Source organism: Microbacterium sp. KR10-403 (assembly GCF_040196215.1).
GTDB lineage: Bacteria > Actinomycetota > Actinomycetes > Actinomycetales > Microbacteriaceae > Microbacterium.
The window spans coordinates 180,119-205,047 of record NZ_JBEGDC010000006.1; the positions used below are offsets into that span (position 1 = coordinate 180,119).

At 69.4% G+C, this 24,929-nt stretch carries 24 protein-coding genes; 17 read left to right on the top strand and 7 right to left on the bottom strand.

All coding sequences use genetic code 11. The annotated features are described in order from the left end of the window. Nucleotides 1-5: 5 nt before the first annotated feature. The 9 genes from ABMQ42_RS15090 to ddaH all read left to right on the top strand — a co-directional run bounded on the left by ABMQ42_RS15090 (nucleotide 6) and on the right by ddaH (nucleotide 9,132). Nucleotides 6-1,700 (top strand): ABC transporter family substrate-binding protein, encoded by a 1,695-nt coding sequence (locus ABMQ42_RS15090; protein WP_349723814.1) that lies wholly within the window; start codon nucleotides 6-8, stop codon nucleotides 1,698-1,700. 149 nt (nucleotides 1,701-1,849) lie between these two features. Next, entirely contained in the window at nucleotides 1,850-3,763 is a 1,914-nt protein-coding gene (gene typA, locus ABMQ42_RS15095; RefSeq protein ID WP_349723815.1) for a translational GTPase TypA, read from the top strand. Between the two features lie 298 nt (nucleotides 3,764-4,061). After that, nucleotides 4,062-4,805: an AzlC family ABC transporter permease gene (locus ABMQ42_RS15100; RefSeq protein WP_349723816.1), complete on the top strand. Its 744-nt coding sequence runs from the start codon at nucleotides 4,062-4,064 to the stop codon at nucleotides 4,803-4,805. Next, on the top strand, nucleotides 4,802-5,116 hold the full coding sequence (locus ABMQ42_RS15105; RefSeq protein ID WP_349723817.1) for an AzlD domain-containing protein: 315 nt from the start codon (nucleotides 4,802-4,804) through the stop codon (nucleotides 5,114-5,116). The genes ABMQ42_RS15100 and ABMQ42_RS15105 overlap by 4 nt, the downstream gene beginning before the upstream one ends. Nucleotides 5,117-5,141: 25 nt before the next feature. After that, nucleotides 5,142-5,531 carry a DUF6113 family protein gene (locus ABMQ42_RS15110; RefSeq protein ID WP_349723818.1) on the top strand — a complete coding sequence of 130 codons (390 nt, stop codon included), beginning with the start codon at nucleotides 5,142-5,144 and terminating at the stop codon, nucleotides 5,529-5,531. A 9-nt stretch (nucleotides 5,532-5,540) separates the two neighbouring features. Next, nucleotides 5,541-5,861, top strand: coding sequence for a ferredoxin (fdxA, locus tag ABMQ42_RS15115; RefSeq protein ID WP_275276863.1), 321 nt, complete (start codon nucleotides 5,541-5,543; stop codon nucleotides 5,859-5,861). A 2-nt stretch (nucleotides 5,862-5,863) separates the two neighbouring features. Next, on the top strand, nucleotides 5,864-6,967 hold the full coding sequence (gene dapC / locus ABMQ42_RS15120) for a succinyldiaminopimelate transaminase (protein ID WP_349723819.1): 1,104 nt from the start codon (nucleotides 5,864-5,866) through the stop codon (nucleotides 6,965-6,967). Nucleotides 6,968-7,072: 105 nt separating this feature from the next. Continuing rightward, nucleotides 7,073-8,371 (top strand): citrate synthase, encoded by a 1,299-nt coding sequence (locus ABMQ42_RS15125; RefSeq protein WP_349723820.1) that lies wholly within the window; start codon nucleotides 7,073-7,075, stop codon nucleotides 8,369-8,371. Further along, nucleotides 8,371-9,132: a dimethylargininase gene (gene ddaH / locus ABMQ42_RS15130; RefSeq protein WP_349723821.1), complete on the top strand. Its 762-nt coding sequence runs from the start codon at nucleotides 8,371-8,373 to the stop codon at nucleotides 9,130-9,132. The genes ABMQ42_RS15125 and ddaH overlap by 1 nt, the downstream gene beginning before the upstream one ends. Before the next feature lies 1 nt (nucleotide 9,133). Here ddaH and ABMQ42_RS15135 read toward each other — a convergent pair whose 3' ends face one another. Continuing rightward, nucleotides 9,134-12,961, bottom strand: coding sequence for an ABC transporter ATP-binding protein (locus ABMQ42_RS15135; RefSeq protein WP_349723822.1), 3,828 nt, complete (start codon nucleotides 12,959-12,961; stop codon nucleotides 9,134-9,136). Continuing rightward, entirely contained in the window at nucleotides 12,958-13,422 is a 465-nt protein-coding gene (locus ABMQ42_RS15140; RefSeq protein ID WP_349723823.1) for a MarR family winged helix-turn-helix transcriptional regulator, read from the bottom strand. The genes ABMQ42_RS15135 and ABMQ42_RS15140 overlap by 4 nt, the downstream gene beginning before the upstream one ends. 86 nt (nucleotides 13,423-13,508) lie before the next feature. Between ABMQ42_RS15140 and ABMQ42_RS15145 the strand changes: the two genes are divergently transcribed. Continuing rightward, nucleotides 13,509-13,802, top strand: a complete 294-nt coding sequence (locus tag ABMQ42_RS15145) for an SHOCT domain-containing protein (protein ID WP_349723824.1) — start codon at nucleotides 13,509-13,511, stop codon at nucleotides 13,800-13,802. Between the two features lie 11 nt (nucleotides 13,803-13,813). Here the strand turns inward: ABMQ42_RS15145 and dapD are convergent, their stop codons facing one another. Continuing rightward, complete coding sequence (gene dapD / locus ABMQ42_RS15150) at nucleotides 13,814-14,767, bottom strand: 2,3,4,5-tetrahydropyridine-2,6-dicarboxylate N-succinyltransferase (RefSeq protein ID WP_349723825.1); 954 nt, start codon at nucleotides 14,765-14,767, stop codon at nucleotides 13,814-13,816. 62 nt (nucleotides 14,768-14,829) lie between these two features. Here dapD and dapE point away from each other — a divergent pair, with 62 nt between their 5' ends. The 3 genes from dapE (at nucleotide 14,830) to ABMQ42_RS15165 (ending at nucleotide 17,380) form a co-directional block, all read left to right on the top strand. Next, nucleotides 14,830-15,906, top strand: coding sequence for a succinyl-diaminopimelate desuccinylase (gene dapE / locus ABMQ42_RS15155; protein ID WP_349723826.1), 1,077 nt, complete (start codon nucleotides 14,830-14,832; stop codon nucleotides 15,904-15,906). Next, nucleotides 15,888-17,111 (top strand): putative hexosyltransferase, encoded by a 1,224-nt coding sequence (locus ABMQ42_RS15160; protein WP_349723827.1) that lies wholly within the window; start codon nucleotides 15,888-15,890, stop codon nucleotides 17,109-17,111. Before dapE ends, ABMQ42_RS15160 begins: the two co-directional genes overlap by 19 nt. Nucleotides 17,112-17,209: 98 nt before the next feature. Then, nucleotides 17,210-17,380 (top strand): DUF3117 domain-containing protein, encoded by a 171-nt coding sequence (locus ABMQ42_RS15165; RefSeq protein WP_084515728.1) that lies wholly within the window; start codon nucleotides 17,210-17,212, stop codon nucleotides 17,378-17,380. 18 nt (nucleotides 17,381-17,398) lie between these two features. Here ABMQ42_RS15165 and ABMQ42_RS15170 read toward each other — a convergent pair whose 3' ends face one another. Beyond that, the gene (locus ABMQ42_RS15170) at nucleotides 17,399-18,076 is read right to left on the bottom strand and encodes an O-methyltransferase (RefSeq protein WP_349723828.1); all 678 of its coding nucleotides are present in this window, start codon (nucleotides 18,074-18,076) and stop codon (nucleotides 17,399-17,401) included. 76 nt (nucleotides 18,077-18,152) lie between these two features. On the opposite strand from ABMQ42_RS15170, the gene ABMQ42_RS15175 reads away from it, so the two are divergent. The 4 genes from ABMQ42_RS15175 (at nucleotide 18,153) to ABMQ42_RS15190 (ending at nucleotide 21,860) form a co-directional block, all read left to right on the top strand. Then, nucleotides 18,153-18,518, top strand: coding sequence for a twin-arginine translocase TatA/TatE family subunit (locus ABMQ42_RS15175; protein WP_349723829.1), 366 nt, complete (start codon nucleotides 18,153-18,155; stop codon nucleotides 18,516-18,518). 93 nt (nucleotides 18,519-18,611) lie between these two features. After that, the gene (locus ABMQ42_RS15180) at nucleotides 18,612-19,061 is read left to right on the top strand and encodes a hypothetical protein (protein WP_349723830.1); all 450 of its coding nucleotides are present in this window, start codon (nucleotides 18,612-18,614) and stop codon (nucleotides 19,059-19,061) included. Nucleotides 19,062-19,332: 271 nt separating this feature from the next. After that, nucleotides 19,333-21,249 carry a DUF222 domain-containing protein gene (locus ABMQ42_RS15185; protein WP_349723831.1) on the top strand — a complete coding sequence of 639 codons (1,917 nt, stop codon included), beginning with the start codon at nucleotides 19,333-19,335 and terminating at the stop codon, nucleotides 21,247-21,249. Nucleotides 21,250-21,458: 209 nt separating this feature from the next. Further along, nucleotides 21,459-21,860 (top strand): hypothetical protein, encoded by a 402-nt coding sequence (locus ABMQ42_RS15190; protein ID WP_349723832.1) that lies wholly within the window; start codon nucleotides 21,459-21,461, stop codon nucleotides 21,858-21,860. A gap of 6 nt (nucleotides 21,861-21,866) precedes the next feature. On the opposite strand, the gene ABMQ42_RS15195 is transcribed toward ABMQ42_RS15190, so the two are convergent. From ABMQ42_RS15195 to ABMQ42_RS15205, 3 genes are read right to left on the bottom strand one after another with little or no spacing between them, the layout of a single operon-like run. Then, nucleotides 21,867-23,039 (bottom strand): Mrp/NBP35 family ATP-binding protein, encoded by a 1,173-nt coding sequence (locus ABMQ42_RS15195; protein WP_349723833.1) that lies wholly within the window; start codon nucleotides 23,037-23,039, stop codon nucleotides 21,867-21,869. Then, nucleotides 23,036-23,557 (bottom strand): DUF1003 domain-containing protein, encoded by a 522-nt coding sequence (locus tag ABMQ42_RS15200; RefSeq protein ID WP_349723834.1) that lies wholly within the window; start codon nucleotides 23,555-23,557, stop codon nucleotides 23,036-23,038. The genes ABMQ42_RS15195 and ABMQ42_RS15200 overlap by 4 nt, the downstream gene beginning before the upstream one ends. Beyond that, on the bottom strand, nucleotides 23,557-24,846 hold the full coding sequence (locus tag ABMQ42_RS15205) for a magnesium transporter (protein WP_349723835.1): 1,290 nt from the start codon (nucleotides 24,844-24,846) through the stop codon (nucleotides 23,557-23,559). Before ABMQ42_RS15205 ends, ABMQ42_RS15200 begins: the two co-directional genes overlap by 1 nt. Nucleotides 24,847-24,929 lie beyond the last annotated feature (83 nt).

Genomic DNA, 24,929 nt, shown 5'->3' on the forward strand with positions numbered 1-24,929 from the left:
AGCACATGAACCGCAGAACCACAGCTCTTGCGGCTGTCGCTGTGCTCGGCGCGACCGGTCTTGCACTGGCCGGTTGTGCACAGCCCAACGCAGCTCCCACCGACAACACGAAGACGGAGGCCGCACAGCTTCCGCTCGTCGGCTGGACCGATGTCCCCGCCTCGCAGCTCCAGCAGGGCGGCACGCTGAACCTGGCCGTGCTCTCCAGCGGTACCGATGAGGGTAACTGGAACATCAGCACGACGCAGGGCGCCAACGTCCCCGTCGTCAACATGCAGGCGCCGACCATGGGCTCGCCCTACAAGGCGACCAAGGACGGCGGCGTCGAGCCCGACCCGAACTACGCCACCTCGATCGAGCTGACCAGCGACGACCCGCAGACGGTCGACGTGAAGCTCAACGACAAGGCGGTCTGGGAAGACGGCACGCCGCTGACGGCCAACGACTACAAGGCGACCTTCGCCGCGCTGTCGGGCAAGAACGACAAGTTCAACATCGCCTCGTCAGCCGGCTTCGACCAGGTCGCGAGCTTCGACGTCGTCAGCGACTACGAGTTCACCTTCACGTTCTCGTCGACCTACGCCGACTGGCAGGCGCTGCTCACGCAGCCGGCCGTGCCCGAGGCCATCGCGAGCGACCCGGCCAAGTGGGGCGGCTACACCACCAAGCCGCTGCCCTCGAGCGGTCCGTTCGTGATGTCGAAGCTCGACAACAACGCGAAGGTCTACACGGAGACGCCGAACCCGAACTGGTGGGGCGAGAAGCCCAAGCTCGACAAGATCACCTGGACGGTCATCGACCAGGGCTCGCAGGCGCAGGCCTTCGCGAACAACGAGATCAACGCCGTCGAGGTCCAGGACGTGGACACCTACACCGCGGCCCTCAAGAAGTCGGGTGCCAAGGCGCTCAACTCGGGTGGCGTGACCTACTCGCAGATCACCTTCAACGGACTGCAGGCGCCGCTGGACGACGTGAACGTCCGCAAGGCGATCGCGCAGGCCGTCGACCGTGAGCTGATGGCGAAGACGGCGAACGAGCCGCTCGGCGTCCAGGCGACCACGATGGGCGACTGGATCTTCATGCCCGGCCAGAAGGGCTACACCGACACCATCGGCGAGAAGCTGCCCTACGACCTCGATGCGGCCAAGAAGTCGCTCGAGACCGCGGGATGGACCAACGCCGACGGCAAGTGGACCAAGGACGGCAAGGACCTCAAGCTCTCGGTCATCGTTCCGCAGGGCACGAAGTCGAACGAGCTGCGCGCTCAGCAGATCCAGGCCTCGCTGAAGAAGATCGACATCGACGTGACCCTCGACGAGGTTCCCTCGGCCGACTACTTCACGAACATCATGGCCGGCAAGTACGAGATGGCCACCTTCGGATGGCAGGGCACCCTGTTCCCGATCTCGTCGACCGAGTCGCTCTTCTACCCGGCCATGAAGCCGGGCGGGGACGGCCAGAACTTCGCGTTCGTCACCGACGAGAAGCTGGGTGACCTGTGGACGCAGGCCAACGCGGAGCTCGACCAGACCAAGCGTCTGAAGATCGCCGAGCAGATCAACAACACGATCGCGGGCTACATGCCGATGCTCCCGATCTACCCCTACCCGAACGTCACGGTCGTCGACAAGAACCTCGCCAACTACGGTCCGGCGACGTTCATGTCGGTGGACTGGACCACGGTGGGCTTCACCGAGTAGAGCGCCTGAGCGCCTGCTGAACAGGGCGCCCGTCCCGAAACGATAGAATCGTTGCGGGGCGGGCGCCTTCTGCGTTCTCCGCCGTTCGCGAACCTGCTGCAAGACAGGGCCCCCGCATCCCTCATCTTCCACCGAAAGGTGCCTCGCCCATGTCCCTTGCCCACCGCTCAGACCTGCGCAACGTCGCCATCGTCGCCCACGTCGACCACGGAAAGACGACCCTCGTCGACGCCATGCTGCGCCAGACCGGATCGTTCGGCGACCACGCGCACGTCGAGGAGCGCGCGATGGACTCGAACGACCTCGAGCGCGAGAAGGGCATCACGATCCTCGCGAAGAACACGGCGATCACCTACAACGGTGTCCACGCCGAGTCGCCGGTGACGATCAACGTCATCGACACGCCGGGTCACGCCGACTTCGGCGGTGAGGTCGAGCGCGGTCTGTCGATGGTCGACGGCGTCGTTCTGCTGGTGGATGCCTCGGAGGGTCCCCTTCCGCAGACGCGGTTCGTGCTGCGCAAGGCGCTGGAGGCCAAGCTTCCCGTCATCCTCCTGGTCAACAAGACCGACAGACCCGACGCGCGCATCGCCGAGGTCGAGGAGGAGAGCCACGACCTGCTGCTGGGTCTGGCCTCCGACCTCGCCGACGACGTGCCCGACCTCGACGTCGACGCCCTGCTCGACGTTCCCGTCGTCTACGCGTCGGGACGTGCCGGTGCGGCATCCCGCACCCGTCCCGCCAACGGCGACCTCCCCGACAACGACGACCTCGAACCGCTGTTCGAGGCGATCCTCGAGCACGTGCCGGCCCCGTCGTACGACGACGAGGCGCCGCTGCAGGCGTGGGTGACGAACCTCGACTCGTCGCCGTTCCTCGGCCGTCTCGCACTGCTGCGCGTCTTCAACGGCACGCTGCGCAAGGGACAGACCGTCGCCTGGGTGCGCCACGACGGCTCGCACTCGAACGCGCGGGTGACCGAGCTGCTGAAGACGAAGGCGCTCGACCGCTTCCCGGCCGAGGAGGCCGGTCCCGGCGACATCGTCGCGATCGCGGGCTTCGAGGACATCACGATCGGCGAGACGATCGCCGACCCCGATGACGTGCGGCCGCTGCCGGCCATCCACGTCGACGAGCCGGCCATCTCGATGACGATCGGCACCAACACCTCGCCCCTCGCGGGCAAGGTGAAGGGCCACAAGCTCACGGCGCGCATGGTCAAGGACCGCCTGGACCGCGAGCTCATCGGCAACGTGTCGCTGAAGGTCGTCGACATCGGGCGTCCCGACGCCTGGGAGGTGCAGGGCCGCGGCGAGCTGGCGCTGGCCATCCTGGTCGAGAACATGCGCCGCGAGGGCTTCGAGCTGACCGTGGGCAAGCCGCAGGTGGTCACCCGCCGCAACGAGCGCGGCACCCTGCAGGAGCCCTTCGAGCAGCTGACGATCGACGCGCCCGAGGAGTACCTGGGCGCGATCACCCAGCTGCTGGCGGCGCGCAAGGGCCGCATGGAGACGATGACCAACCACGGCACCGGCTGGGTGCGCATGGAGTTCGTCGTGCCCTCGCGCGGTCTCATCGGCTTCCGCACCGAGTTCCTGACCACGACGCGCGGCACGGGCATCGCCAACGCGATCGCCGCCGGCTATGAGGACTGGGCGGGCCACATCGTGACGCGCCAGAACGGCTCGATCGTGGCGGACCGGTCCGGGGTCGTCACGCCGTTCGCGGTGATCGCCCTGCAGGAGCGCATGTCGTTCTTCGTCAACCCCGGCGACGAGGTCTACGAGGGCATGGTCATCGGCGAGAACTCCCGCAACGATGACATGGACGTGAACATCACCAAGGAGAAGAAGCTCACGAACATGCGGTCGTCGACGGCCGACACGTTCGAGTCGATGACTCCGCCCCGCATCCTCTCCCTCGAGGAGAGCCTCGAGTTCGCCCGCGACGACGAATGCGTCGAGGTGACGCCCGAGACGGTGCGCATCCGCAAGGTCGTGCTCGACCAGCACGACCGCGCCCGTGCCACCGCCCGTCAGAAGCGCCAGGACGCCTCCGTCTGAGCACACTCCGCGGGTCCCGCCCCGTCTCGTCCGGCAAATTCACATGAGTTTGTCGCGTGCACATCACACCGCCGACGGAATGATGTGCACGCGACAGTTTGATGTGCGCGGGGCGTGCTACGCGGGGCGTGCTGCGCGGGGCGTGCTGCGCGGGGCGTGGTCCCCGTGCGCCGCGGCGTGTGAGCATCGCGAGATCATCCTCGTGCACGCTCCAGGGGCGTATTACCGTGCACGACAGTGATCTCGCGTAGGGGCCGGCGAGGAACGTGGGGCACGCCGCCGCCGGTAGGCTCGTCTGATGACCGAGGGGACGGATGCCGTGGCGCGCCGCCGCGCCGTGCGCGACGGGCTGGGCGTCGCCCTGGCCACGAGTGCGTACGGCATCTCGTTCGGTGCGCTCGCGACGGTCTCGGGGCTGGACGTCTGGCAGGCCTGCGTCCTGAGTCTCGTCATGTTCACCGGCGGGTCGCAGTTCGCCTTCATCGGTGTGATCGGCAGCGGGGGACTGGCGGCGATCCCGGCCGCCGTCGCGTCCTCCGCGCTGCTCGGTGTGCGCAACATCGCCTACGGCATGCGCATGGCGCCGCTGCTGGGCGGCGGGTTCTGGCGCCGCGCCGCGGCGGCGCACCTCACGATCGACGAGTCGACGGCGGTCGCCCTCGGCCAGAGCGAGCCACGCGCGCAGCGCCTCGGGTTCTGGGTGACGGGGCTGGGGATTTACGTCGGCTGGAACCTCACCACCCTCGCCGGCGCGTTGCTGGGCGATGTGCTGGGCGACCCGAAGGCGTACGGGTTGGATGCCGCGGCCGCGGCGGCCTTCTTGGCGTTGCTGTGGCCGCGGCTGAAGCGCCGGCAGGCCGTCGCGGTCGGCATCGCTGCGGCGGTGATCGCCGCGGCGTTCACGCCGGTGCTGATGCCCGGGCTGCCCGTGATCGTCGCGGCGGTCGTCGCGGTGGCGGTGGGCTGGTTCAACTGGCTGGGCCGTGACGACGCACCGCCGGTCGAGCCGGACGACGTGCCCGAACGGGAGGGGCTCCCGTGACGCTGTGGAACGCCGTGCTTCTGGCCGCCGTGATCTGCGTGGCGTTGAAGACGCTCGGATACCTCGTGCCCGCGAAGGTGATGGAGGCCCCACGCGCCGCACGCACCGCTCACCTGCTCACGGTGGCGCTGCTGGCGGCGCTGGTCGCGGTGCAGACGCTCGGCGCCGGGCAGGCCGTCGTGGTCGACGCGCGCATCCCCGCGGTCGCGGTCGCGGCGGGTCTGCTGCTGCTGCGGGCGCCGTTCCTGGTCGTGGTGGTCGCCGCCGCGGTCGTCGCCGCGCTGCTGCGGCTGTGGGGCTGGGCTGCGTGACAGGCGGCGGACGTAGACTGACGCGGTGACGAACACGCTGGCCCGGATCCTCACCTGGGTGATGTCGCTGCTCATCGGCGCCGTGTACGGCACCGCGGGCACGATCGCCCAGGCGTACACGCTCGGCGTCATACCCGTGGGACTGATCCTCGCGCTGATCGGCATCGCCGCGATGTTCATCGCGATGCGCGGGATGACGGCCGATCGCTGGACCGCGCTGGCCGGCGGCCTCGGGGCGCTGGCGGCGACCGTGCTGTTCTCGGGAACGGGACCCGGAGGGTCGGTCGTGGTGCCCGCCACGCCCGAGGGAGAGATCAACCTGGGCCTGGTCTGGGGCATCGGCCTCGTCGTCGTCGCGACGGTCGTCGTGGCCTGGCCCGACCTGTCGAGGGCGCGCGGTCGCACAGGCAACTAGACTGACGGCGTGACGTATGTGATCGCCCTGCCGTGTGTGGATGTCAAAGACCGCGCCTGCGTCGACGAATGCCCGGTCGACTGCATCTACGAAGGCGACCGCTCGCTCTACATCCACCCCGACGAGTGCGTCGACTGCGGTGCGTGCGAGCCGGTGTGCCCGGTCGAGGCGATCTACTACGAGGACGACCTCCCCGAGGAGTGGGCCGATTACTACAAGGCCAATGTCGAGTTCTTCGACGACCTCGGCTCACCGGGCGGCGCCGCGAAGGTCGGCGTGATCCACAAGGACCACCCGCTCGTGGCCGCGCTGCCGCCGCAGAACGGCTGACCGTGGGCGTCGCCGACCTCGCCGAATATCCCTGGGACGCCGTCGCACCGTATGCCGCCCGCGCGCGGTCTCACCCGGACGGGATCGTCGATCTGTCGATCGGTTCGCCGGTGGATGCCACGCCCGCGGTGGTCCGCGAGGCCCTCGCCGCCGCGACCGACGCACATTCCTATCCGCAGACCGTCGGGACGCCCGCGCTGCGCGAGGCGATCGTCGACTGGTTCGCGCGCCGGCGCGGGGTGGCCGGGCTGACCCCGGCCCAGATCCTGCCGACGGTGGGCTCGAAGGAGCTCGTCGCGCTTCTTCCGCTGCTGCTCGGTCTCGGCCCCGGTGACGTGGTCGTGCACCCGCGCGCGGCGTACCCGACCTACGAGGTCGGCGCACGCCTGGTGGGGGCCACGCCCCTGGCGTCGGACGACCCAGACGAGTGGCCGGCCGCGACCCGTCTGGTGTGGCTGAACAGCCCGGGCAACCCGGATGGACGGGTCCGCGGCATCCCGTCGCTCTCCTCCGCCGTGGTGCGCGCGCGGGAGCTCGGCGCCGTCATCGCCGGCGACGAGTGCTATGCCGAGCTCGGCTGGGATGCGCCGTGGGACGGCGAGTCCATCCCGTCGATCCTCGATCCGCGGGTCACCGGGGGAGATACGACCGGAGTGCTCGCGGTGTACTCGCTGAGCAAGCAGTCGAACCTGGCCGGCTATCGTGCGGCGTTCCTCGCTGGTGACGACGCGGTCGTCGCGCGACTGCTGACCGCCCGCAAGCACCTGGGCCTCATGCTGCCCGGCCCGGTGCAGCATGCGATGGTCGCCGCCCTCGGCGACGATGCGCACGTGGCCGCGCAGAAGGAGCGCTACCGGCGGCGTCGCGACATCCTCAAGCCCGCCGTCGAGGCGGCGGGCTTCCGCATCGACGGCAGCGAAGCGGGGCTGTACCTCTGGGCGACGGAGGGGAAGGACGCCTGGGAGAGCCTCGATCGTCTGGCCGACCTGGGCATCCTCGCCGGACCGGGGCACTTCTACGGCCCGCACTTCCCGCAGCACATCCGGTTCTCGCTGACGGCGCCGGATGAGCGGGTCGCCGTCGCCGCGCAGCGACTGAATTCGTAGCATCCCACCACCACACCTCGCGATCGTTTGGCGGATGTCTCAGTGTGCCTGAGGGCGGACTAGGCTGTAAGAGACCCCGGATGCCACGAATCACAAGGAGGCCTCGTGTCCGACGCGGGAGCACAGGCGGACGTCGCCACCCTCACCATCGCTGGTCGTACCGCCGAGTTCCCCCTGCTGCGGGGCACCGACGGCAATCCGAGCATCGACGTCTCGACCCTGACCCGACAGACCGGCCACACCGCCCTCGACTACGGGTTCGTGAACACGTCGGCGACCAAGTCGGAGATCACCTACATCGACGGAGACCAGGGGATCCTGCGTTATCGCGGCTATCCGATCGAGCAGCTCGCGAAGAACAGCTCGTACCTCGAGGTGGCCTGGCTGCTGCTGTACGGCGAGCTCCCCACGGCGTCCGAGCTCAGCGACTTCGACGACCGCATCCGGCGGCACACCCTCCTGCACGAAGACCTGAAGCACTTCTTCTCCGCGCTGCCGCACACCGCGCATCCCATGTCGGTGCTGTCGTCGGCCGTGTCGGCGCTGTCGACCTACTACGAGGGGCAGACCGACCCGCACAATCCCGAGCACGTGGAGCTGAACACGGTGCGCATGCTCGCGAAGCTGCCGGTGATCGCCGCCTACGCGCACAAGAAGAGCGTGGGCCAGGCCTTCCTCTACCCCGACAACTCGCTGAGCTTCGTCGACAACTTCCTCAAGCTGAACTTCGGCGTGCTCAGCGAGCCGTACGAGGTCAACCCGGTCATGTCGAAGGCGCTCGAGCTGCTGCTGATCCTGCACGAGGACCACGAGCAGAACGCCTCCACCTCGACGGTCCGTCTGGTCGGCTCCACCGGAGCGAACCAGTTCGCGTCGATCTCGGCGGGCATCCAGGCGCTCTCCGGTCCGCTGCACGGTGGTGCCAACGAGGCCGTCCTCACGATGCTCGCGCGCATCCGCGACTCCGGCGAGAGCGTGCAGCGCTTCGTCGAGCGCGTGAAGAACAAGGAAGAGGGCGTGAAGCTGATGGGCTTCGGGCACCGGGTCTACAAGAACTACGACCCGCGTGCGAAGCTCGTCAAGGAGTCGGCCGACGAGGTGCTGCGCGAGCTGGGCGTCAAGGACCCGCTCCTCGACCTCGCCAAGGAGCTCGAGGAGATCGCCCTGGCGGACGACTACTTCGTCTCGCGCCGGCTGTACCCGAACGTCGACTTCTACACCGGCGTGATCTACAAGGCCATGGGCTTCCCGACGCGGATGTTCACCGTGCTGTTCGCGATCGGGCGGCTGCCCGGCTGGCTCGCGCAGTGGCGGGAGGCCGTCGGCGACCCGCAGACCAAGATCGGCCGCCCGCAGCAGCTCTACGTCGGCTCGCCGGAGCGCACGTACCCCGGTCTCGCCTGATGGCGCGGCTGCTGGTCCGGCCTCCGTCTCCGCGTCTCGCCGACGGAGAGCTCACGCATCAGCAGCGTGTGCCGGTGGACCCCGCGCTGGCGCGCAGCCAGTGGGACGACTACGTCGAGGTCTACCGGGCGCGCGGGTGGGACATCCTGCCGCTCGACACCGCGGATGAGCACCCCGATGGCGTGTTCGTCGAGGACGTCGTGGTCTTCTTCGGTGACCTGGCCGTCGTCACCCGACCCGGCGCCGACTCGCGGCGCGAGGAGATCGAGAGCGCGAAACGACTGCTTGAGGCCTCTGACGTGGCGTATGCGCAGATCGACGCACCCGGCTCCCTTGAGGGCGGCGACGTCCTGAAGATCGGGCACACGGCCTATGTGGGGCGCTCGTCCCGCACGAACGACGCGGGCATCGCGCAGCTGCGCGCGCTTCTCGCGCCGCGCGGGTGGGAGGTCGTCGCGGTCCCCGTCACGAAGGTGCTGCACCTGAAGACCGCCGTCACGGCACTGCCCGACGGCACGGTCATCGGCTACGAGCCCCTGGTGGACGACTCCGCCGTGTTCGCGGCGTTCCTGCCGATCCCCGAGCCGGAGGGCAGCGCCGTCGTCGTGCTCGACGACCGGACCGTCCTCATCTCGGCGTCGGCTCCGCGCACCGCGGCGCTCCTGCGTGAACACGGGTGGGAGGTCGTCGAGACCCCGGTCACCGAGTTCGAGAAGCTCGAGGGCTGCGTCACGTGCCTCTCCGTGCGCATCCGCGGCTGAGTCAGCCGGCCCGCGTGCCGGACAGCTCGAACGCCCGCCACATCGCCGCGTAGGCGCCGTCGGCGCGCAGCAGTTCGTCATGGGTGCCGGCCTCGGCGATCCGCCCGTGCGCGAGCATCACGATGCGATCCGCATGCATGGCGGTCTGCAGGCGATGCGCGATGAGCACCGTCGTCCGGTCGCGGGTGAGGCGGTGCATGGCCTCGGTTACGCGCGCCTCGCTCGCGAGGTCGAGGTTCGAGGTCGCCTCGTCCAGCAGGAGGATCGCCGGGTCCACGAGTTCGGCGCGGGCCAGCGCGACCAGCTGTCGCTGCCCGGCCGACAGGGACGCCCCGCGCTCGGAGATCTCGGTCTCGTAGCCCGCGGGCAGTGCATCGATCATGCGGTGCGCGCCGACCGCATGGGCCGCGCGGACGATGTCGTCGGGGGTGGCATCGGGCCGACCATAGGCGATGTTGTCGCCGATGGTCCCGGTGAACAGGAACGACTCCTGCGGCACGTAGCCGAGGCGTGACCGGTACCCGCTCAGGTCGAGGGTGCGCAGATCGGAGCCGTCGGCGCGCACCGCGCCCGCATCGGGGTCGTAGAAGCGGGCGATGAGCTTCATCACCGTGGACTTGCCCGCGCCGGTCTCGCCGACCAGGGCCACGGTGCGCCCGGCGGGAATCGCGAGCGCGACACCGCTGAGCGCCTCCGCGGGGCGAGCCGCCGGGGCCTCGACGAGTCCCTTTGCGTCGCGCGGCCCGCGCAGATGTGACGAGACCGGCCCCGTCGGGTACGCGAAGTGCACGTCGTCGAGCGCCACCTCACCGGAGAGCCGATCGACGGGGATCGGATCTGCCGCGTCGGGGGTGAGCGTCTCCAGGCGCATGAGCTCGGCGATCCGCTTCACCGACACCCGGGTCTGCTGCCAGGCGTCGAACACCTGCGAGAGCTGCTGGATCGGCGAGAAGAACATGTCGATGTACAGGAGGAACGCGATCAGGGCACCGGCGGTCAGCTGCCCGTGGGCGATGAGCGTCGCGCCGAGCCCGAGCACGATGACATCGGCGATTGCCGAGAGGAACTGCACGAACGGGAAGTACACCGCCACCAGCCGCTGGGCGGCGACCCGCGAGCGCAGGTAGGCCGCTCCGTGGCCGTGGAACGTGCGCATCGTCTCCTGCTCGTGCGTGAACGCCTGCGACTCGCGCACGCCGGCCAGGCTCTCCTGGAACGCGGCGTTCACGATGGCGATCCGTTCCCGCGCGACGTCGTACAGCCGCGCGGCGCGACGGCGGAACCACACCGTGGCCAACGCCAGGGGGATGATGATCGTCAGCACCGCGAGGCCGAGCGGGGCATCCACTACCACCAGCGCGATCGCGACGCCCACGAACGTGACGCCCGCCACGAGCGCACCCAGCAGTCCGTTCTGCAGCAGCGACTCGAACTGGTCGATGTCGGTGGTCATGCGGGTCATGATGCGGCCGGCCATCTCGCGCTCGTAGTAGTCGAGCGAGAGCCGCTGCAGTTGCGCGAACACGCGCACGCGCAGCGAGAGCATGATGCGCTGCGCGGCGCGGCCGCTGACGAACGACTCGGCCATACCGGTGAACATGTCGACGATCGCGATGGCGAAGTAGACGATGGATGCCGCGAAAAGCACGTTCGCCGCCCCCGCGGCGACGCCCTGGTCGATGCCGGCCTTGACGACGGCCGGTCCGAGGAGTCCGGCGAGTGCGTCGATGACGACGAACACGAGGGCGAACAGCAGAGGACGGCGGAACTCGCGCAGGAGTGCGCCGAGGCTGAAGCCGGGCTGCCTGCGCCCCTCGCGGTCGATGTCGACGTCGGGGTGGTCGACGACGGGCGGCAGCTTCGCGACCTGTGCGAGGAGTTCGGGGGTGGGCGCCAGGCTGCCGCGCAGGCCGCCGCCTGTGCCGCCCAGTCCCATGCCGAGACTCGGTGCGCCGACCGACTGCGCGCGCGCACGGCTCTTCGACCCGCTGCGCGCGGGTCGGTGAGCGCCGGCGCGCAGCGACGAAGGCGACGTGCTGAGGTCCGCGGCATCCCGATCATCCTCGGCGCCGCCCTCGTCGGGGACCTCGCCGTCACCGAACAGCGCCCGATAGGTCGTGCTGGCATCGATGAGCTCGTCGTGCGTTCCCTCCGCGGCGATACGACCGTCCTCGAGCACGACGATGCGGTCGGCGAGATGGAGGGTGGAGTGCCGATGGGCCACCAGCAGCACCGTGCGCCGCTCGGACACCGAGCGCAGCGCGTCGTGGATCGTCTGCTCGGTGCGCGCATCGACGGCGCTGGTGGCGTCGTCGAGCACGAGGATCGCCGGGTCGCGGAGGATCGCACGGGCAAGGGCCACGCGCTGTCGCTGCCCGCCCGACAGACTCAGCCCGCGTTCGCCCACGACGGTGTCGTAGCCCTGGGGGAGCGCCGCGATGAAGTCGTGCGCCTGCGCGGCGCGCGCGGCCTGCTCGATCTGCTCGTCGGTGGCTTCCGGGGCTCCGTATGCGATGTTGTCGCGGACCGATTCGGAGAAGAGGAAGGCGTCTTCGAACGCCATGCCCACGCTCGCGCGCAGGGAGGCGAGGCGCACGGTGCGCAGATCGTGGCCGCCGATCGTGATCTCGCCCGCGTCGGGGTCGTAGGAGCGGACGAGCAGACGCCCGACCGTCGACTTGCCGCTGCCGCTCGCGCCGACCAGTGCGACGCGTTCGCCGGGCCGAATCGTGAGCGAAAAGCCGTCGAGCACCGGCTGACCGCCCGGGTAGGCGAACGTGACGTCGTCGAAGACGACCGCGCCGGGCTCGGGCGCGAGCTCGACGGCGTTCGGGGCGTCGGCCACGGTGGGCCGCAGATCGAGCAGCTGGAAGATGCGCTCGACGCCCGCCCGTGCCTGCTGGGCGATCGTGAGCATGCCGGCGAGCTGCCGCGAGGGCGCCATGAGCGTGGCGATGTACGTGGAGAACGCGAGAAAGGTGCCGAGCGTGATCGATCCGTTCAGGGCGAGCCATCCGCCGAGGGCGAGGATTCCCACCTGCCCGAGCACCGGCACGGCTTCGAGCAGCGGCTGGAAGCGGGACTGGATGCGCACAGCGCGCATCTGCGAGCCGTAGAGGCGGGCTGCGGCATCCGTCAGCCGACGCAGCTCGCGTCGCTCCTGACCGAATGCCTTCACGACCCGGACCCCCGCGATGTCTTCGTCGACGATGCCCGCGAGCTCGCCCTCGCGCTGCTGGCCGTCCCAGCTCGCAGGGAAGACGCGGCTGCGCATCCGATAGCTGATTCCGATGAGCGCCGGGACGATGGCGAGGCTGATGAGCGCCAGCAGCGGCGAGAGCACGAACATCACGATCAGCGACAGCGCCATCATGAGCACGTTGCCGCTGAGCATGGGCACGAAGTTCAGCAGCCCCTGCACGAGCGCCGTGTCGGAGTTGGCCCGGGCCACCAGCTGGCCCGTCGGCATGGTGCTCAGGGTCGAGGCGTCGAGTGTCTGCAGCTTGTCGTGCATGTCGTTGCGCAGGTCGTTCTGCACGTCGAGTCCGATACGGCCGCCGCGATAGCGGCGAAGATAGGAGAATCCGAACGCGAGCACCGCCAGCACGATGAGCAGCACCAGCCAGGGGAGAAGCGGTGCGGTACCGTCGACGATCACGTCGTCGACGATGGCGCGGGCGACCAGGGGAGTGGCCACCTGGCACGCCGCGCCGAGCACGGCCGCCGACAGGGCGATCGTGAGGTTCCGGCGGTGGCGCAGCAGGTACCGGCCCAGGCGGCGCATCCATCCGGGTTCGCGAGCGGTGCCGACGTCGGCGGTCGCCGTCATGCGCGTCGTTCCGCGTGGTGCGCCGCGATCTCGGTCTGCCGCTGCTCGAGGGCAGTGCCGAATGCGGCGAGGGCGGCGAGGGTGCCACTCGGGTCGGGCGTGCGTGAGGCGATGTCGGTCACCAGCGCGGTCACGGCGCGGTCGGCATCGACGAGCAGCGCGTGGCCGCCGGCGGTGACCGTCAGATCGATGGCACGCTGATCGCCGGCACCGGCGCTGCGTGCCAGCAGCCCGCGCCGCACCAGCGAGTCGACAGAGGCACTGACGCTCGGCTTGCCCACGGCGAGGCGTCGGGCGAGACGGGATGCCCGGCCCTCACCGCCGGCGACGGCGGTGAGCACACGGTAGTCGGAGAGGCTCAGCGCGGGCGCGGTGCCGTGCGCGAGCGCCCGCTCGAGCATGCGTGCGGTGCGGGAGAGCGCGAGGGCCGCCGCGCGGGCGTTCTCAGATGGTTCGGTCACCGAACCATTGTGCACCTTTCCGGCGGATGCGGCACCACCCTAGGATGCAAGCTGTGGATCCTCTCTTCGACGCCGTTCCCCGCATCATGGTGATCGCGTTCATCGTTTTCGGCGTGCTCTTCATCGCGGCGGTGGTGTTCATCATCATGGCGGCGACGCGTAACTGGCGGGCAGCGAAGAACGCGGGCTACGACCCGCTGGCGATGGAGACGCAGATGGCCGCGCAGGTGATGAACAGCAAGCTTCTGCAACCCGCCGAGCCGTCCGGCGCGGGCGCTCTCGAGAAGCGCCTCGCCGAGATCGATGATCTGCGCCGGCGCGGCGTGATCTCGGAGGCCGAGCACGCCCAGGCGCGGGCGCAGGCCCTGCGCGATCTCTGAGATCGCTGCGCTCAGGCGTGCAGCGCGTCGTTCAGGGTGACGCCGGCGCCGGCGCGGCGCAGCACCTCGACGGCGCCCGACAGCGAGTTGCGGCGGAACAGCAGACCCGGTCGACCGGACAGATCGACGGCCTTCACCGTGGGCCGTGAACCGTCGGCGCGGGCGGGCTCGTCGGCCAGCACGGCCTTGGTGCCGCCCGTGATGTAGAGCCCCGCCTCGACGACGCAGTCGTCGCCGAGAGAGATGCCGATGCCGGCATTGGCTCCGAGCAGGCATCGTGCGCCGATGGAGACACGGTGGGTGCCGCCTCCCGAGAGCGTGCCCATGATCGAGGCGCCGCCGCCGATGTCGCTCCCGTCGCCCACGACGACGCCCTGCGAGATGCGTCCCTCAACCATCGAGCTGCCGAGCGTACCGGCGTTGAAGTTGACGAACCCTTCGTGCATGACGGTGGTTCCGGGTGCGAGGTGTGCACCCAGGCGCACGCGGGAGGCGTCGCCGATCCGCACCCCGGGCGGCGTGACGTAGTCGGTCAGTCGTGGGAACTTGTCGAGCCCCTGCACCTGGATGCCGGCCGCGCGCAGGCCGGGGCGCAGGCGCTCCAGGTCGTCGGGCCAGACGGGCCCGGCGTTCGTGAAGGCGACCGTGGGCAGGAATGCGAAGATGCCGTCGAGGTTGAGCTCGTTCGGGGCCACGAGGCGGTGCGACAGGGCATGCAGACGCAGGTAGGCGTCCGCGGTCGACGCGGGCACGGCATCCAGATCGATCTCCAGCTCGACGATCTCGACCTCGACGTCGCGTCGGGCATCGTGCCCGACGGCGGACTGCAGCTCGGCCGCGCGCGTCGCCTGCGTCGTGCCCTCGGCACGGCCGGTGCGCGGATAGGGATACCAGGCGTCCAGCACCGTGCCGTCGGACGCGATCGTCGTCAGGCCGGCACCGTAGATCCACCGCTCATCGCTCATCCCTCCACGCTAGCCGTCGGAGGGGACAGGGGCGTGTTCGATGACGTCGATAGACTCGGGGGATGCCGCAGCTCGACCTCACCGCCACCTCTGCCGATCTCACCCGGGCCGTGTGCGACATCCCGAGCGTGTCCGACGACGAGACGGCCCTCGCCGACGCGATCGAGGAGGCGGTGCGCGCGTATGCGCATCTGGAGGTCATCCGCGACGGCGATGTGATCGTCGCCCGCACCAACGGCGGCAAGTCCCAGCGCGTCGTGATCGCGGGGCACATCGACACCGTGCCGATCAACGGGAACGTCCCCACGCGTGACATCGAGATCGACGGCGAACCGTACATCTGGGGCCGCGGCACCGTCGACATGAAGTCGGGGCTGGCGGTGCAGCTGAAGCTCGCCGCGGAGCTGACCGACCCTCGCGTGGACCTCACCTGGATGTGGTACGACCATGAGGAGGTGGATGCCGCGCGCAACGGCCTGAACCGGCTGTCGCAGTCGCGCCCGGATCTGTTCGCCGGCGACTTCGCGATCCTCGGTGAGCCCTCGAACGCGCAGGTCGAAGGCGGATGCAACGGGACGATGCGCGCCGTCGTGCGCACGCACGGTGTGCGCGCCCACAGCGCACGGGCCTGGGTGGGCGAGAATGCGATCCACGGAGCGGCTCCCGTGCTGGCACGGCTCGCCGAGTACCGGCCGCGGGAGGTCGAGGTCGAAGGGCTCGTCTACCGCGAGGGGCTGAACGCGGTCCGCATCGCCGGAGGGGTCGCGGGCAACGTCATCCCCGACCTGTGCGAGGTCGAGGTGAACTATCGCTTCGCGCCGAGCCGGACGGTCGATGAGGCCGCCGATCACCTGCGCACGGTCTTCGAAGGGTTCGAGATCGAGATCACGGATGCCGCAGCCGGAGCTCGGCCGGGGCTGGATGCCCCGCTCGCGCAGGAGTTCCTGGCCGCGGTGCACGCACAGGCGCAGCCGAAGTACGGCTGGACGGATGTCGCGCGGTTCTCGGCACTGGGCATCCCCGCGGTCAACTACGCCCCCGGTGATCCGCTGCTGGCGCATCACGACGACGAGCGGGTGGCGATCGCGCAGATCGAGGCCGTGGAGCAGGGCCTGCGGGCGTGGCTGTCGCCGAGCTGAGCGAGAGCACGGCGCACGGGTGGCGCCGGCTGCCCGTCGCCCTGCGTGTCGCGATCGTCTATCTGCTCGCGCGCGTGGTCACGACGGCCTTCTTCGCGCTCGCGGCCCAGCTGTCGACGGCGGCGTCGCGCTACGGCGAACGGCCGAGCGTCGGCAGCCTGCTGATGGGCTGGGATGCGCAGTGGTACTGGTACATCGCGGTCCACGGCTATCCCACGACGCTGCCGCTGGACGAGACCGGGCAGGTGACGCAGAACCAGTGGGCGTTCATGCCCGTCTTCCCCTACCTGGCGCGGCTTCTGGGCGGGACCGGCACGGGCTGGCAGGTGGCGGCCATCGTCATCTCGCTGGTCGCAGGCTACCTCGCGTGTCTGGTGCTGCACGCGCTGCTGCGGCGGCGGATCGGCCGGACCGCCGCGATGTGGGCGGTGCTCTTCTTCGCGAACGCCCCGCTCGCGGCGATGTTCCAGGTGGCGTACGCCGAGTCGCTGTTCCTCCTGCTGCTGTTCGCCGCACTCTGGGCGGTCGACCGCCGGCACTATGGCTGGCTGTACCCCCTCGTGCCGCTCATGGCCTTCACGCGGCCGGGGGTCTTGGCGTTCGCGCTGCTCCTCGGCGCGCATGCGATCGTGCGGTGGAGGCGTCGCGAGCATGAGCCGTTGCGCATCGGACAGATCGTCCACATCGTGCTGAACGGTCTTCTGGGCGCGGCCGCGGGGCTGTCGTGGCCCCTGATCGCGGGCGCGGTCACGGGCCAGCCGGATGCCTATTTCGCGACCGAGTCGAGCTGGCGCCGTGGATGGCTCCCCGACGACGATGGTTCGTTCGTGCCGTTCCGTGCGTTCTGGGACGCCGCCGGTTTCTGGTTCAGCCAGTGGGGTCTGGGGGAGACGGTCGGCCACGTGGCGCTCATCGTGCTGGTCATCGCGATAGCAGCGCTGCTGCTGTTCGGCCCGCGCGTGCGCAGAGTGGGCACGGACCTGCGCCTGTGGTCGGCGTCGTACCTGCTGTACCTGTTCGCTGTGTTCTTCCCGCAGTCCAGCGTGTTCCGTCTGCTGCTGCCGCTCTCGCCGCTGTGGGGTGCGGCGGCCGTGCCCCGTTCGCGCGGATGGCGGGTCGGAGTGGTGCTCGCGTGCCTGCTCGGACAGTGGTGGTGGATCTACAACATGTACGCGCTGGGGAATACGTACTGGCAGATTCCCTGAGCGCCGGCCGTTCGAACCGCTTCGTGACGCGCGATTGCCAGCCTCCGGGAGTGGCACGGTAAACTAACGAGACAGACCAGCGACGAAAGGGAGCCACGATGGCAGCCATGAAGCCGAGAACCGGAGACGGCCCGATGGAGGCTGTGAAGGAGGGGCGTCTGATCATCGTTCGCGTTCCGCTCGAGGGGGGCGGGCGCCTTGTGGTGTCCGTGAACGACGCGGAAGCGAAAGAGCTCTACGACGTGCTCGGCGGTGTCGTGAACGCGTAGTTCACCACTTCTCGTATGTCAGCGGCCGGCCAGCAGACCGGCCGCTGATGCGTTTCCGGCTTCTTCCGCGTTCACGGTGGTGAGCTGGAGCAGTCCCTCGCCGCTCAGCGAGAGCGCGCCGATCACGGCGGGGGATGACTGGGTCTCCTGGATCAGCGAGCGGTACGCACTGGTCACCGCGTCGCGGCGCACCGGGTCGGCGACGGCGCCGCCCGCAAGAACGCGGGGGACGAGAACGGTGCCGCCCGGACGGACGAGTCGGAGCCCGTGCTCGACGTACTCGATGACGCCTTCGGGATCGGCATCCACCAGCACGATGTCGTAGGCGCCCTCGTTCATCCGCGGCAGAACCTCGGCTGCCCGACCCGTGATGAAACGGGTGCGGGTGGCGGGAACGCGTGCGGCCGAGAACGACTGACGGGCTGCGCCGAGGTATTCGGGTTCGCTGTCGATCGTGGTCAGCACCGCGCGCGGCGCGCCGTGCATGAGCCAGAGGCCGGAGACACCGGCCCCGGTGCCGACTTCGATGATGCTGCGGGCTGCGGTGGCCGCCGCCAGCACAGCGCATTGGGCGCCCACGGCCGGGCTGACGGGTGCGGCGCCCAGCTCGAGCGCGTGTGCGCGGGCGCGGGCGATGTGCTCGGGCTCGACCGTGGCCTCTTGCACGAACCGCTGGTTCGCATCCTGCTCGCTCATGTGTGGGCAACCTCCGCGCCCAGCCTACGCGAGCGGTGTGCGAGCTGCTTGCGGGCACGGCGGGTAATCTGAAGACATGATCTTCGGGCTCACCTTCGAGAAGCTGCTGGTGATCGGTGTGATCGCCGCCATGCTGCTCGGGCCTGAGCGCCTCCCGAAGTACGCGGAGCTTCTCGCGCGGGCGGTGAAGCGCGGGCGTGTTCTGCTGGGCACGGCCAAGGAGCGCATGCAGGACGAGCTCGGTGACGACGTCGATTGGCGCACCCTCGATCCGCGTCAGTATGATCCGCGACGCATCATCCGTGAAGCGCTGCTCGACGATGCGCCCGTGGCGCCGGCCGCTTCTGCTTCTGCCGCTGCTTCGCCGGCACCGGCGTCGCGGCCGGTGCCCGAGACGTTCCGGCCGGGAACCGTCCCGCCCTTCGACTCCGAGGCCACCTGACGCGGTTCCTCCCCAGGCGGCCGTCGGTGGCGACTTCTCCACAGATCGCGTCGCGGGCCGTCTTCGGCTCGTCAGTGTCGCAATGCTGGAGCGATGACAGATGAGACACTCGCGGCCGACCGTGATGCGCCGCTGACCGATGACACCCTGCTGGCCGAGCGCATCGGGCAACTTCTCGAGCGTGCCATGCGCCGACAGTTCTGGATGCTGTTCCTCGACGGTCGCGACGTTCTGGCGCCGGTGGTGATGCCGTGCGATGACCTGCCCGAAGACCCGCTCGGGTTCAGTCCGAGTGAGGATCTCGGCGAGGTCGCGAACGCGGAGCTTCTGGGCGTGCGTGTGTCGCAGATCATGGAGGAGTTCGACCTCGCGCAGGCGGTGTTCGTGTGGGAGCGGCGCGGGGGTCCGCGTGTACGAGATGCGGAACGCCGTTGGGCCCGTGAGCTGGCCGGGGCGTGTGCGCGTGCCGGTGCGCGGGTGCGGGCGCAGTTCCTGCTCCATGATCGTGGGCTGCGGGTGCTTGCGCCCGACGACTATCTGTGAGTGCCCACCGGAGTCGGCGCCGGTGCCAGAGTCAGAGCCGACGCGTCACTCTCTGCGACGAAGTGCGCACACAACAATGAGGAAAGTCTCACCAGAAGACCTCCCAGAATCGAAGATACGTGCTACTATGGATGTACATCGCAGGCCCGCGATCCGTGAAGTAGCACTGAGACCAAGATCATCACGCGGAGTCGACTTAGCTGTCGGTTCCTTTCGTTCAGACGCCGCGGGCACGCCCATCCTCATTGGCGTTCGTCTGGAGCTTGTTCTCGTGTCCTCTGTTCCGCAGTCGTCTGATCCGGTAGAGCCGGAGCCGGGTGACCCGCGCGCGTGCGAGCCCGAGGCCGTGCTCGATCCGACGCTCGAGTCCGAGCCTGCCGGCGCTGCCGCGGCCGATTCCGAGCTCGGATCCGCGCCCGAGTCGGAGCCCACACCGGAGCCTGCGCCCGGAGCCAAGCCCGAGTCTGCGGCGTCGTCGGGTCCGTTGACGCGTTCCGGGCTGTGGGGCACGCTGGATGCTCTCGTGTCTGATCTGGTCGATACGCGTCAGCAGATCGCCGTGCTGCAGGCGCATGAGGCGGATCTTCTCGCGCAGGCGGTCGACGTCGTGATCGAGCGGGAGAAGGACCGCCGCGAGCGGGGCCTGCGCATCACCCATGATCTGCCGTTACGGGAGATCTCCGCCGAGCTTGCCGCGGCCATGCGGCTGTCCGACCGGTCGGTGCAGTCGCGGATGGGGACCGCGTCGCTGCTGGTTCAGATGTTCCCCGAGACCCACACCGCCCTGGCAAAGGGGGAGATCGACCAGGCGCACGCGCACACGATCGTGGACGAGGGCACACTGATCTCCGACCCCGACAAGCGGGCCGACTATGAGCACCGGGCGTTGGTCGCCGCAGCAAGTGAGACCCCGTACCGGCTGAGTAAGATCGTGAAGGTCCTCGCCGCCCGGATCGACCCCGACAGCGTGCAAGCGGAGATCGAACGCTCCAAAGAAGAACGGTTCGTGCAGCTGATCGACCTGCCCCACGGGCGCGGACGGATCGTGTTCGAGGGCCCCGCCGTGCTCGCCCACGCGATCTACGACCGGCTCACCGCCGCGGCCCACACTCTGACCCGCACCACGAAGAAGAAGACGCCCGCCATGGCGACGGACACGAGCGCGGGCGACACGGGCGCGGGCAACGCGGGCGACACGGTCTCGAGCGACGCGGACGCGGCCACCGCTGTTGCGGGCACCGCCGACGCGGGCGCGCGCGGCAACGACTCAGCGGGCGGCAAGGCTGCCGGGGGCGAGGTCACCACGGGTAATCCGACCTGCGACACGAGCACGAGCGACGCAAGCACGGGCGACGCAAGCACGGCCGACGCAAGCACGGGCGACGCAAACACGGGCGACACGAGCACCGCCGACACAAGCACCGCCGGCGAGGACGACGCGGACTCGGGCACCGCGGACGCGGGCGAGACGGACACGGCGGCGACCGACAGCGCCGGTGAGCCGTGGTTCACGCTGATCACCGGACCCCACGCCGACGCCTGCACCAACGACACTCCCGCCGCAGACGAGGACAGTGACCCGCGCACGATGGACCAGAAGCGTGCCGATATCCTCGCCGACATCCTCCTCACCGGTGCCCCCACCGGTCACGGCGACGCCCTGGACGCGATCAAGGCGACCGTGCAGATCACCATCCCCGCCCTCACCATCCTCGGCCACTCCAAACAACCCGCACTCCTGGCCGGCCACGGACCCATCGACCTGGCAACCGCCAAACACCTCGCCGCCGGCGCCCCCGGCTGGGACAGAGTCCTCACCCACCCCTCCACCGGCGAACCGGTCGCCGTGGACCGGTACCGGCCCACCGCCGAGCTCAAACGCTTCCTGCACGTCAGAGACGAACACTGCCGCTTCCCCGGCTGCACCAGACCCCCCTGGACCTGCGACCAAGACCACACGATCGACGCCGCCCTGGGCGGGCCCACCAGCGAAGAGAACCTCGGCGACTCCTGCCGACCCCACCACATCGTCAAACACCACACCCTCTGGCGCGTGAAACAACTCGGCCACGGCATCCTGCAATGGACCAGCCCCACCGGACGCCACTACACCGACACCCCCATCGGCACCCTCACCTTCATCCCCGACCCCATCACCACCCACACCACCGAACAACCGCCCTTCTGAGCAAGACACACGCGGCCGAGACCGAGATGCACAGGCGGGATGCCGAGCCCGAGGAGGCACGGTGGATATCGAAGGGCCACCTCGATGGGAGAAGGGCCACCCCGATGGGAGAAGGGCCGCCGCGACAAGGGAAGGGAGGCACTCCTGATGACAATGGCCCAGTGGATTTCGAGGGCGCGAGCCGATGTCGAACCGATTACTCTGGCGCTATGCGAAGCCGCATCCGACGGCTGGCATGGTCTGCCATCACCATTCTCGGCGGCGTCTGCTCCATCGTCCTCGCGCTTCTGGTCGAGGCCGGAGCGATCTCGCCCCTGTTCACGGGCGCCGCCATCTGGGGAGCTCCGCTGCTCGTGATGCTGGCCGCGTTCATCGGGATGATGACATCGGAGTCGTTCATCATGGCGCCGCTGTCGGGTGCGGTCGCCATCGTCGCGCCCATCGTCGACATGACCTGGCGCTCGTACCAGGCGGGCAACTTCGACGACGCACGCCTTATGGGGCTCGGTACCGGCGTCTGTCTCGCGATCGTCGGGGCCATCGCGTTCGTGGCCGAATTGCGCAAGCGGTCCGTTCATCCTGCGCGCGGCGCGGCCGCGTCAGCGCTGTGATTCGCGTCAGACCTGAGGAACCGCGCCCACCGGATCACCCGTGTGCCCGATGTTCTGCGCACCACGACGCCGCGGCGCGAGTTCATCGATGCGCTGCGCGAGAGCCGTCAGAGCACGGGATGCCGCATCCTCGGGGTTCGCGAGGACCGCCGGGGTCCCGGCATCCCCATCCTGACGCAGCACGGGACTCAGCGGGATCGAGCCGAGCAGCGGCACCTGCTCGTCATCGGTGCTCAAGGCGTCCGCGACGGCCTGCCCGCCGCCCGAGCCGAACAGGTCCAGGACGGTGCCGTCGGGCAGCGGCATCGCCGCCATGTTCTCGATGACACCCAGCACATGCTGCCCGGTCTGGCGCGCGACGAGCCCGCTGCGCACCGCCACTTCGGCCGCAGCCGGCTGCGGGGTCGTCACCACGAGAACATCGGCCTGGGGGAGCAGCTGACCGACGGTGAGAGCGATGTCTCCGGTGCCGGGCGGCATGTCCAGCAGCAGCACATCGATGTCGTCGAAGTGCACGTCGTTCAAGAACTGCTGCACCGTGCGGTGCAGCAGGGGCCCGCGCCATGCGACGGCCTGACCCTCGGTTCCCCCGCGCAGGAACATGCCGATCGAGATGGTCTTCACGTCGTGCGCCACGGGCGGCAGGATCATGTCGTCGATCTTCGTCGGGTTCGGCATCGTGCCGTCCGCATTCACGAGGCCCATCAGTCCGGGAATCGAGAAGCCATGCACATCGAGGTCGGCGAGGCCCACCTTGCGACCGAGCGAGGCCAATGCCACCGCGAGGTTGGCGGTGAGCGTGGACTTGCCGACGCCGCCCTTGCCGCTCGTCACCGCGATGACACGGGTGCGCGAACGTCTGCCGAAGCGTCCGTCGCGCTGCCCGCGCGCACCGCGCAGGCGTTCGACGAGGGCGGAGCGCTCCGCGGGATCCATCGTGCCCACGGTCACCTCGACTGCGTTCACGCCCGCGACCGACGCGGCGGCGGTCGCGACATCCGTCTCGATCTTCTGCGCCATCGGGCAGCCGACCACGGTCAGCACGATCGACACGTGCGCGGTGCCGGCATCGTCGACGGTGACCTCGCGCACCATGTCCATGTCATCGATCGAGCGGCGCAGCTCGGGGTCGACCACGGCCCCGACGGCTGCGCGCACCTCGTCCGAGAGCGAGGTCATGACCCGGCGCCGGCGCTGCCCGAGGCATCGTCGGGCTCGAGCGCCGCCTTGAGCTCCTGCCGTAGCGCGTCACGGGTCATCACCTGATCGGTGAGCTCGCTCAGAGCCAGGCGCAGTGCAACGATCTCGCGCGCCAGGTACTCGGTGTCGGCGAGGTTGCGCTCGGCGCGCTGACGGTCCTGCTCGATCTGCACACGGTCGCGGTCGTCCTGCCGGTTCTGCGCGAGCAGGATGAGCGGCGCGGCATATGACGCCTGCAACGACAGCACGAGCGTGAGCACGGTGAACCCGTACGTCTGGGAGTCGAACCGGACGGCGTCGGGCATGAGGGTGTTCCAGGCGATCCAGGCGACGCAGAAGATCGTCAGCAGCGCCAGGAATGTCGGGGTGCCCATCGCGCGTGCGACCCACTCGGTGAAGCGGCCGAAGCGATCACGCGACGGCTGAGCCGCACGGGTGCGCATGCCGGTGCGGCCGCGCGGAGCGTCGAGGCCGACGCGATTCGTGGTGCGGGCCATCAGCGCCTCCTCGGGATGCTTGCGGTCGTGGTGGGAACGGGATCGACGGTGTCTTCACCGTCCTGAGATCGCCAGTCTTCAGGCAGCAGATAGTCGAGCACGTCGTCCACGCTCACCGCACCGACGAGTCGATGCGCGGGATCGACGACCGGCATCGACACGAGGTTGTAGCTGGCCAGCAGCCGCGCGACCTCGGCAGCGGAGGCCGTCACCGGAACGGGATCGACGGTGTCATCGATGATCGCCCCGAGACGTTCGTGCGGCGGGTAGCGCAGCATCCGCTGGAAATGGACGGTGCCCAGCAGCCGCCCGGTCGGCGTCTCGTACGGCGGCAGCGTGATGAACACGGCCGCCGCCAGCGCGGGATGCAGCTCATGGCGACGGATCAGTGCGAGCGCTTCGGCCACGGTGGCATCGGCGGGGAGGACGATCGGCTCGCTGGTCATCAGTCCGCCCGCGGTGTCGGGCCCGTACTTCAGCAACTCACGGACGTCGTCGGCTTCCTCGGGCTCCATGAGCTCGAGGAGCTTCTCCAGTCGCGTCTCGGGCAGTTGCCCGAGGACGTCGGCGGCGTCATCGGGTTCCATGGCGTCCAGGATGTCGGCCGCGCGCTCGTCGCCGAGCTGCTCGAGAATGTGCACCTGCTCGTCTTCGGGCATCTCTTCGAGCGCATCGGCGAGGCGGTCGTCGGGCAGCTCGCCCGCGACCTCGAGCAGACGCTCATCGGGCAGATCGAGCAGTGTGTTGGCGAGATCGGCGGGTTTGAGCTCGGAGTAGGTCGCCACGAGCTGCTCGGCCGACTGCGCCTCGCCCGGGTTCTGCTGCTCGCGGACGTCCGTCCACTCGGCGAACGTGGTGGGTCCCTTCGCGAAGGGCGAGGCCGACGTCTTCGGCTTGCGGAGGAACAGCTGACCGACGCTCCACATGCCCAGGCGGTCCTGCTCGATCGCGACGTCCTCGATGACCGCGTGCCCCGAGCCGTTGCGGAAATACACCTTGCGGCCGAGCATCTCGGCCATCACGCGGACCTCGCCGCCGCGCTGCTTGAAGCGCCGCACGTTGATGAGACCGGTGGTGATGACCTGTCCGGTCGCTATGGAGGTGACCCGTCCGATCGACAGGAACACGTTGCGACGACCGGGGATCTCGACGACCAGACCGATCACTCGGGGCGGGTCGTCTTTTCGATAGATGACGACGACGTCTCGGACACGTCCGACCCGGTCGCCCGCGGGGTCGAAGACCGTGCAGCCGGCCAGCCGCGCGACGAAAACCCTCTGCGTACTCACGCTCTCAGCGTAGTCGTCCGGGGCATCCCGATCCGGGAATGCGTCAGGCCGTCGTGACAAGATGGAGGGGTGAGCATGCCGGG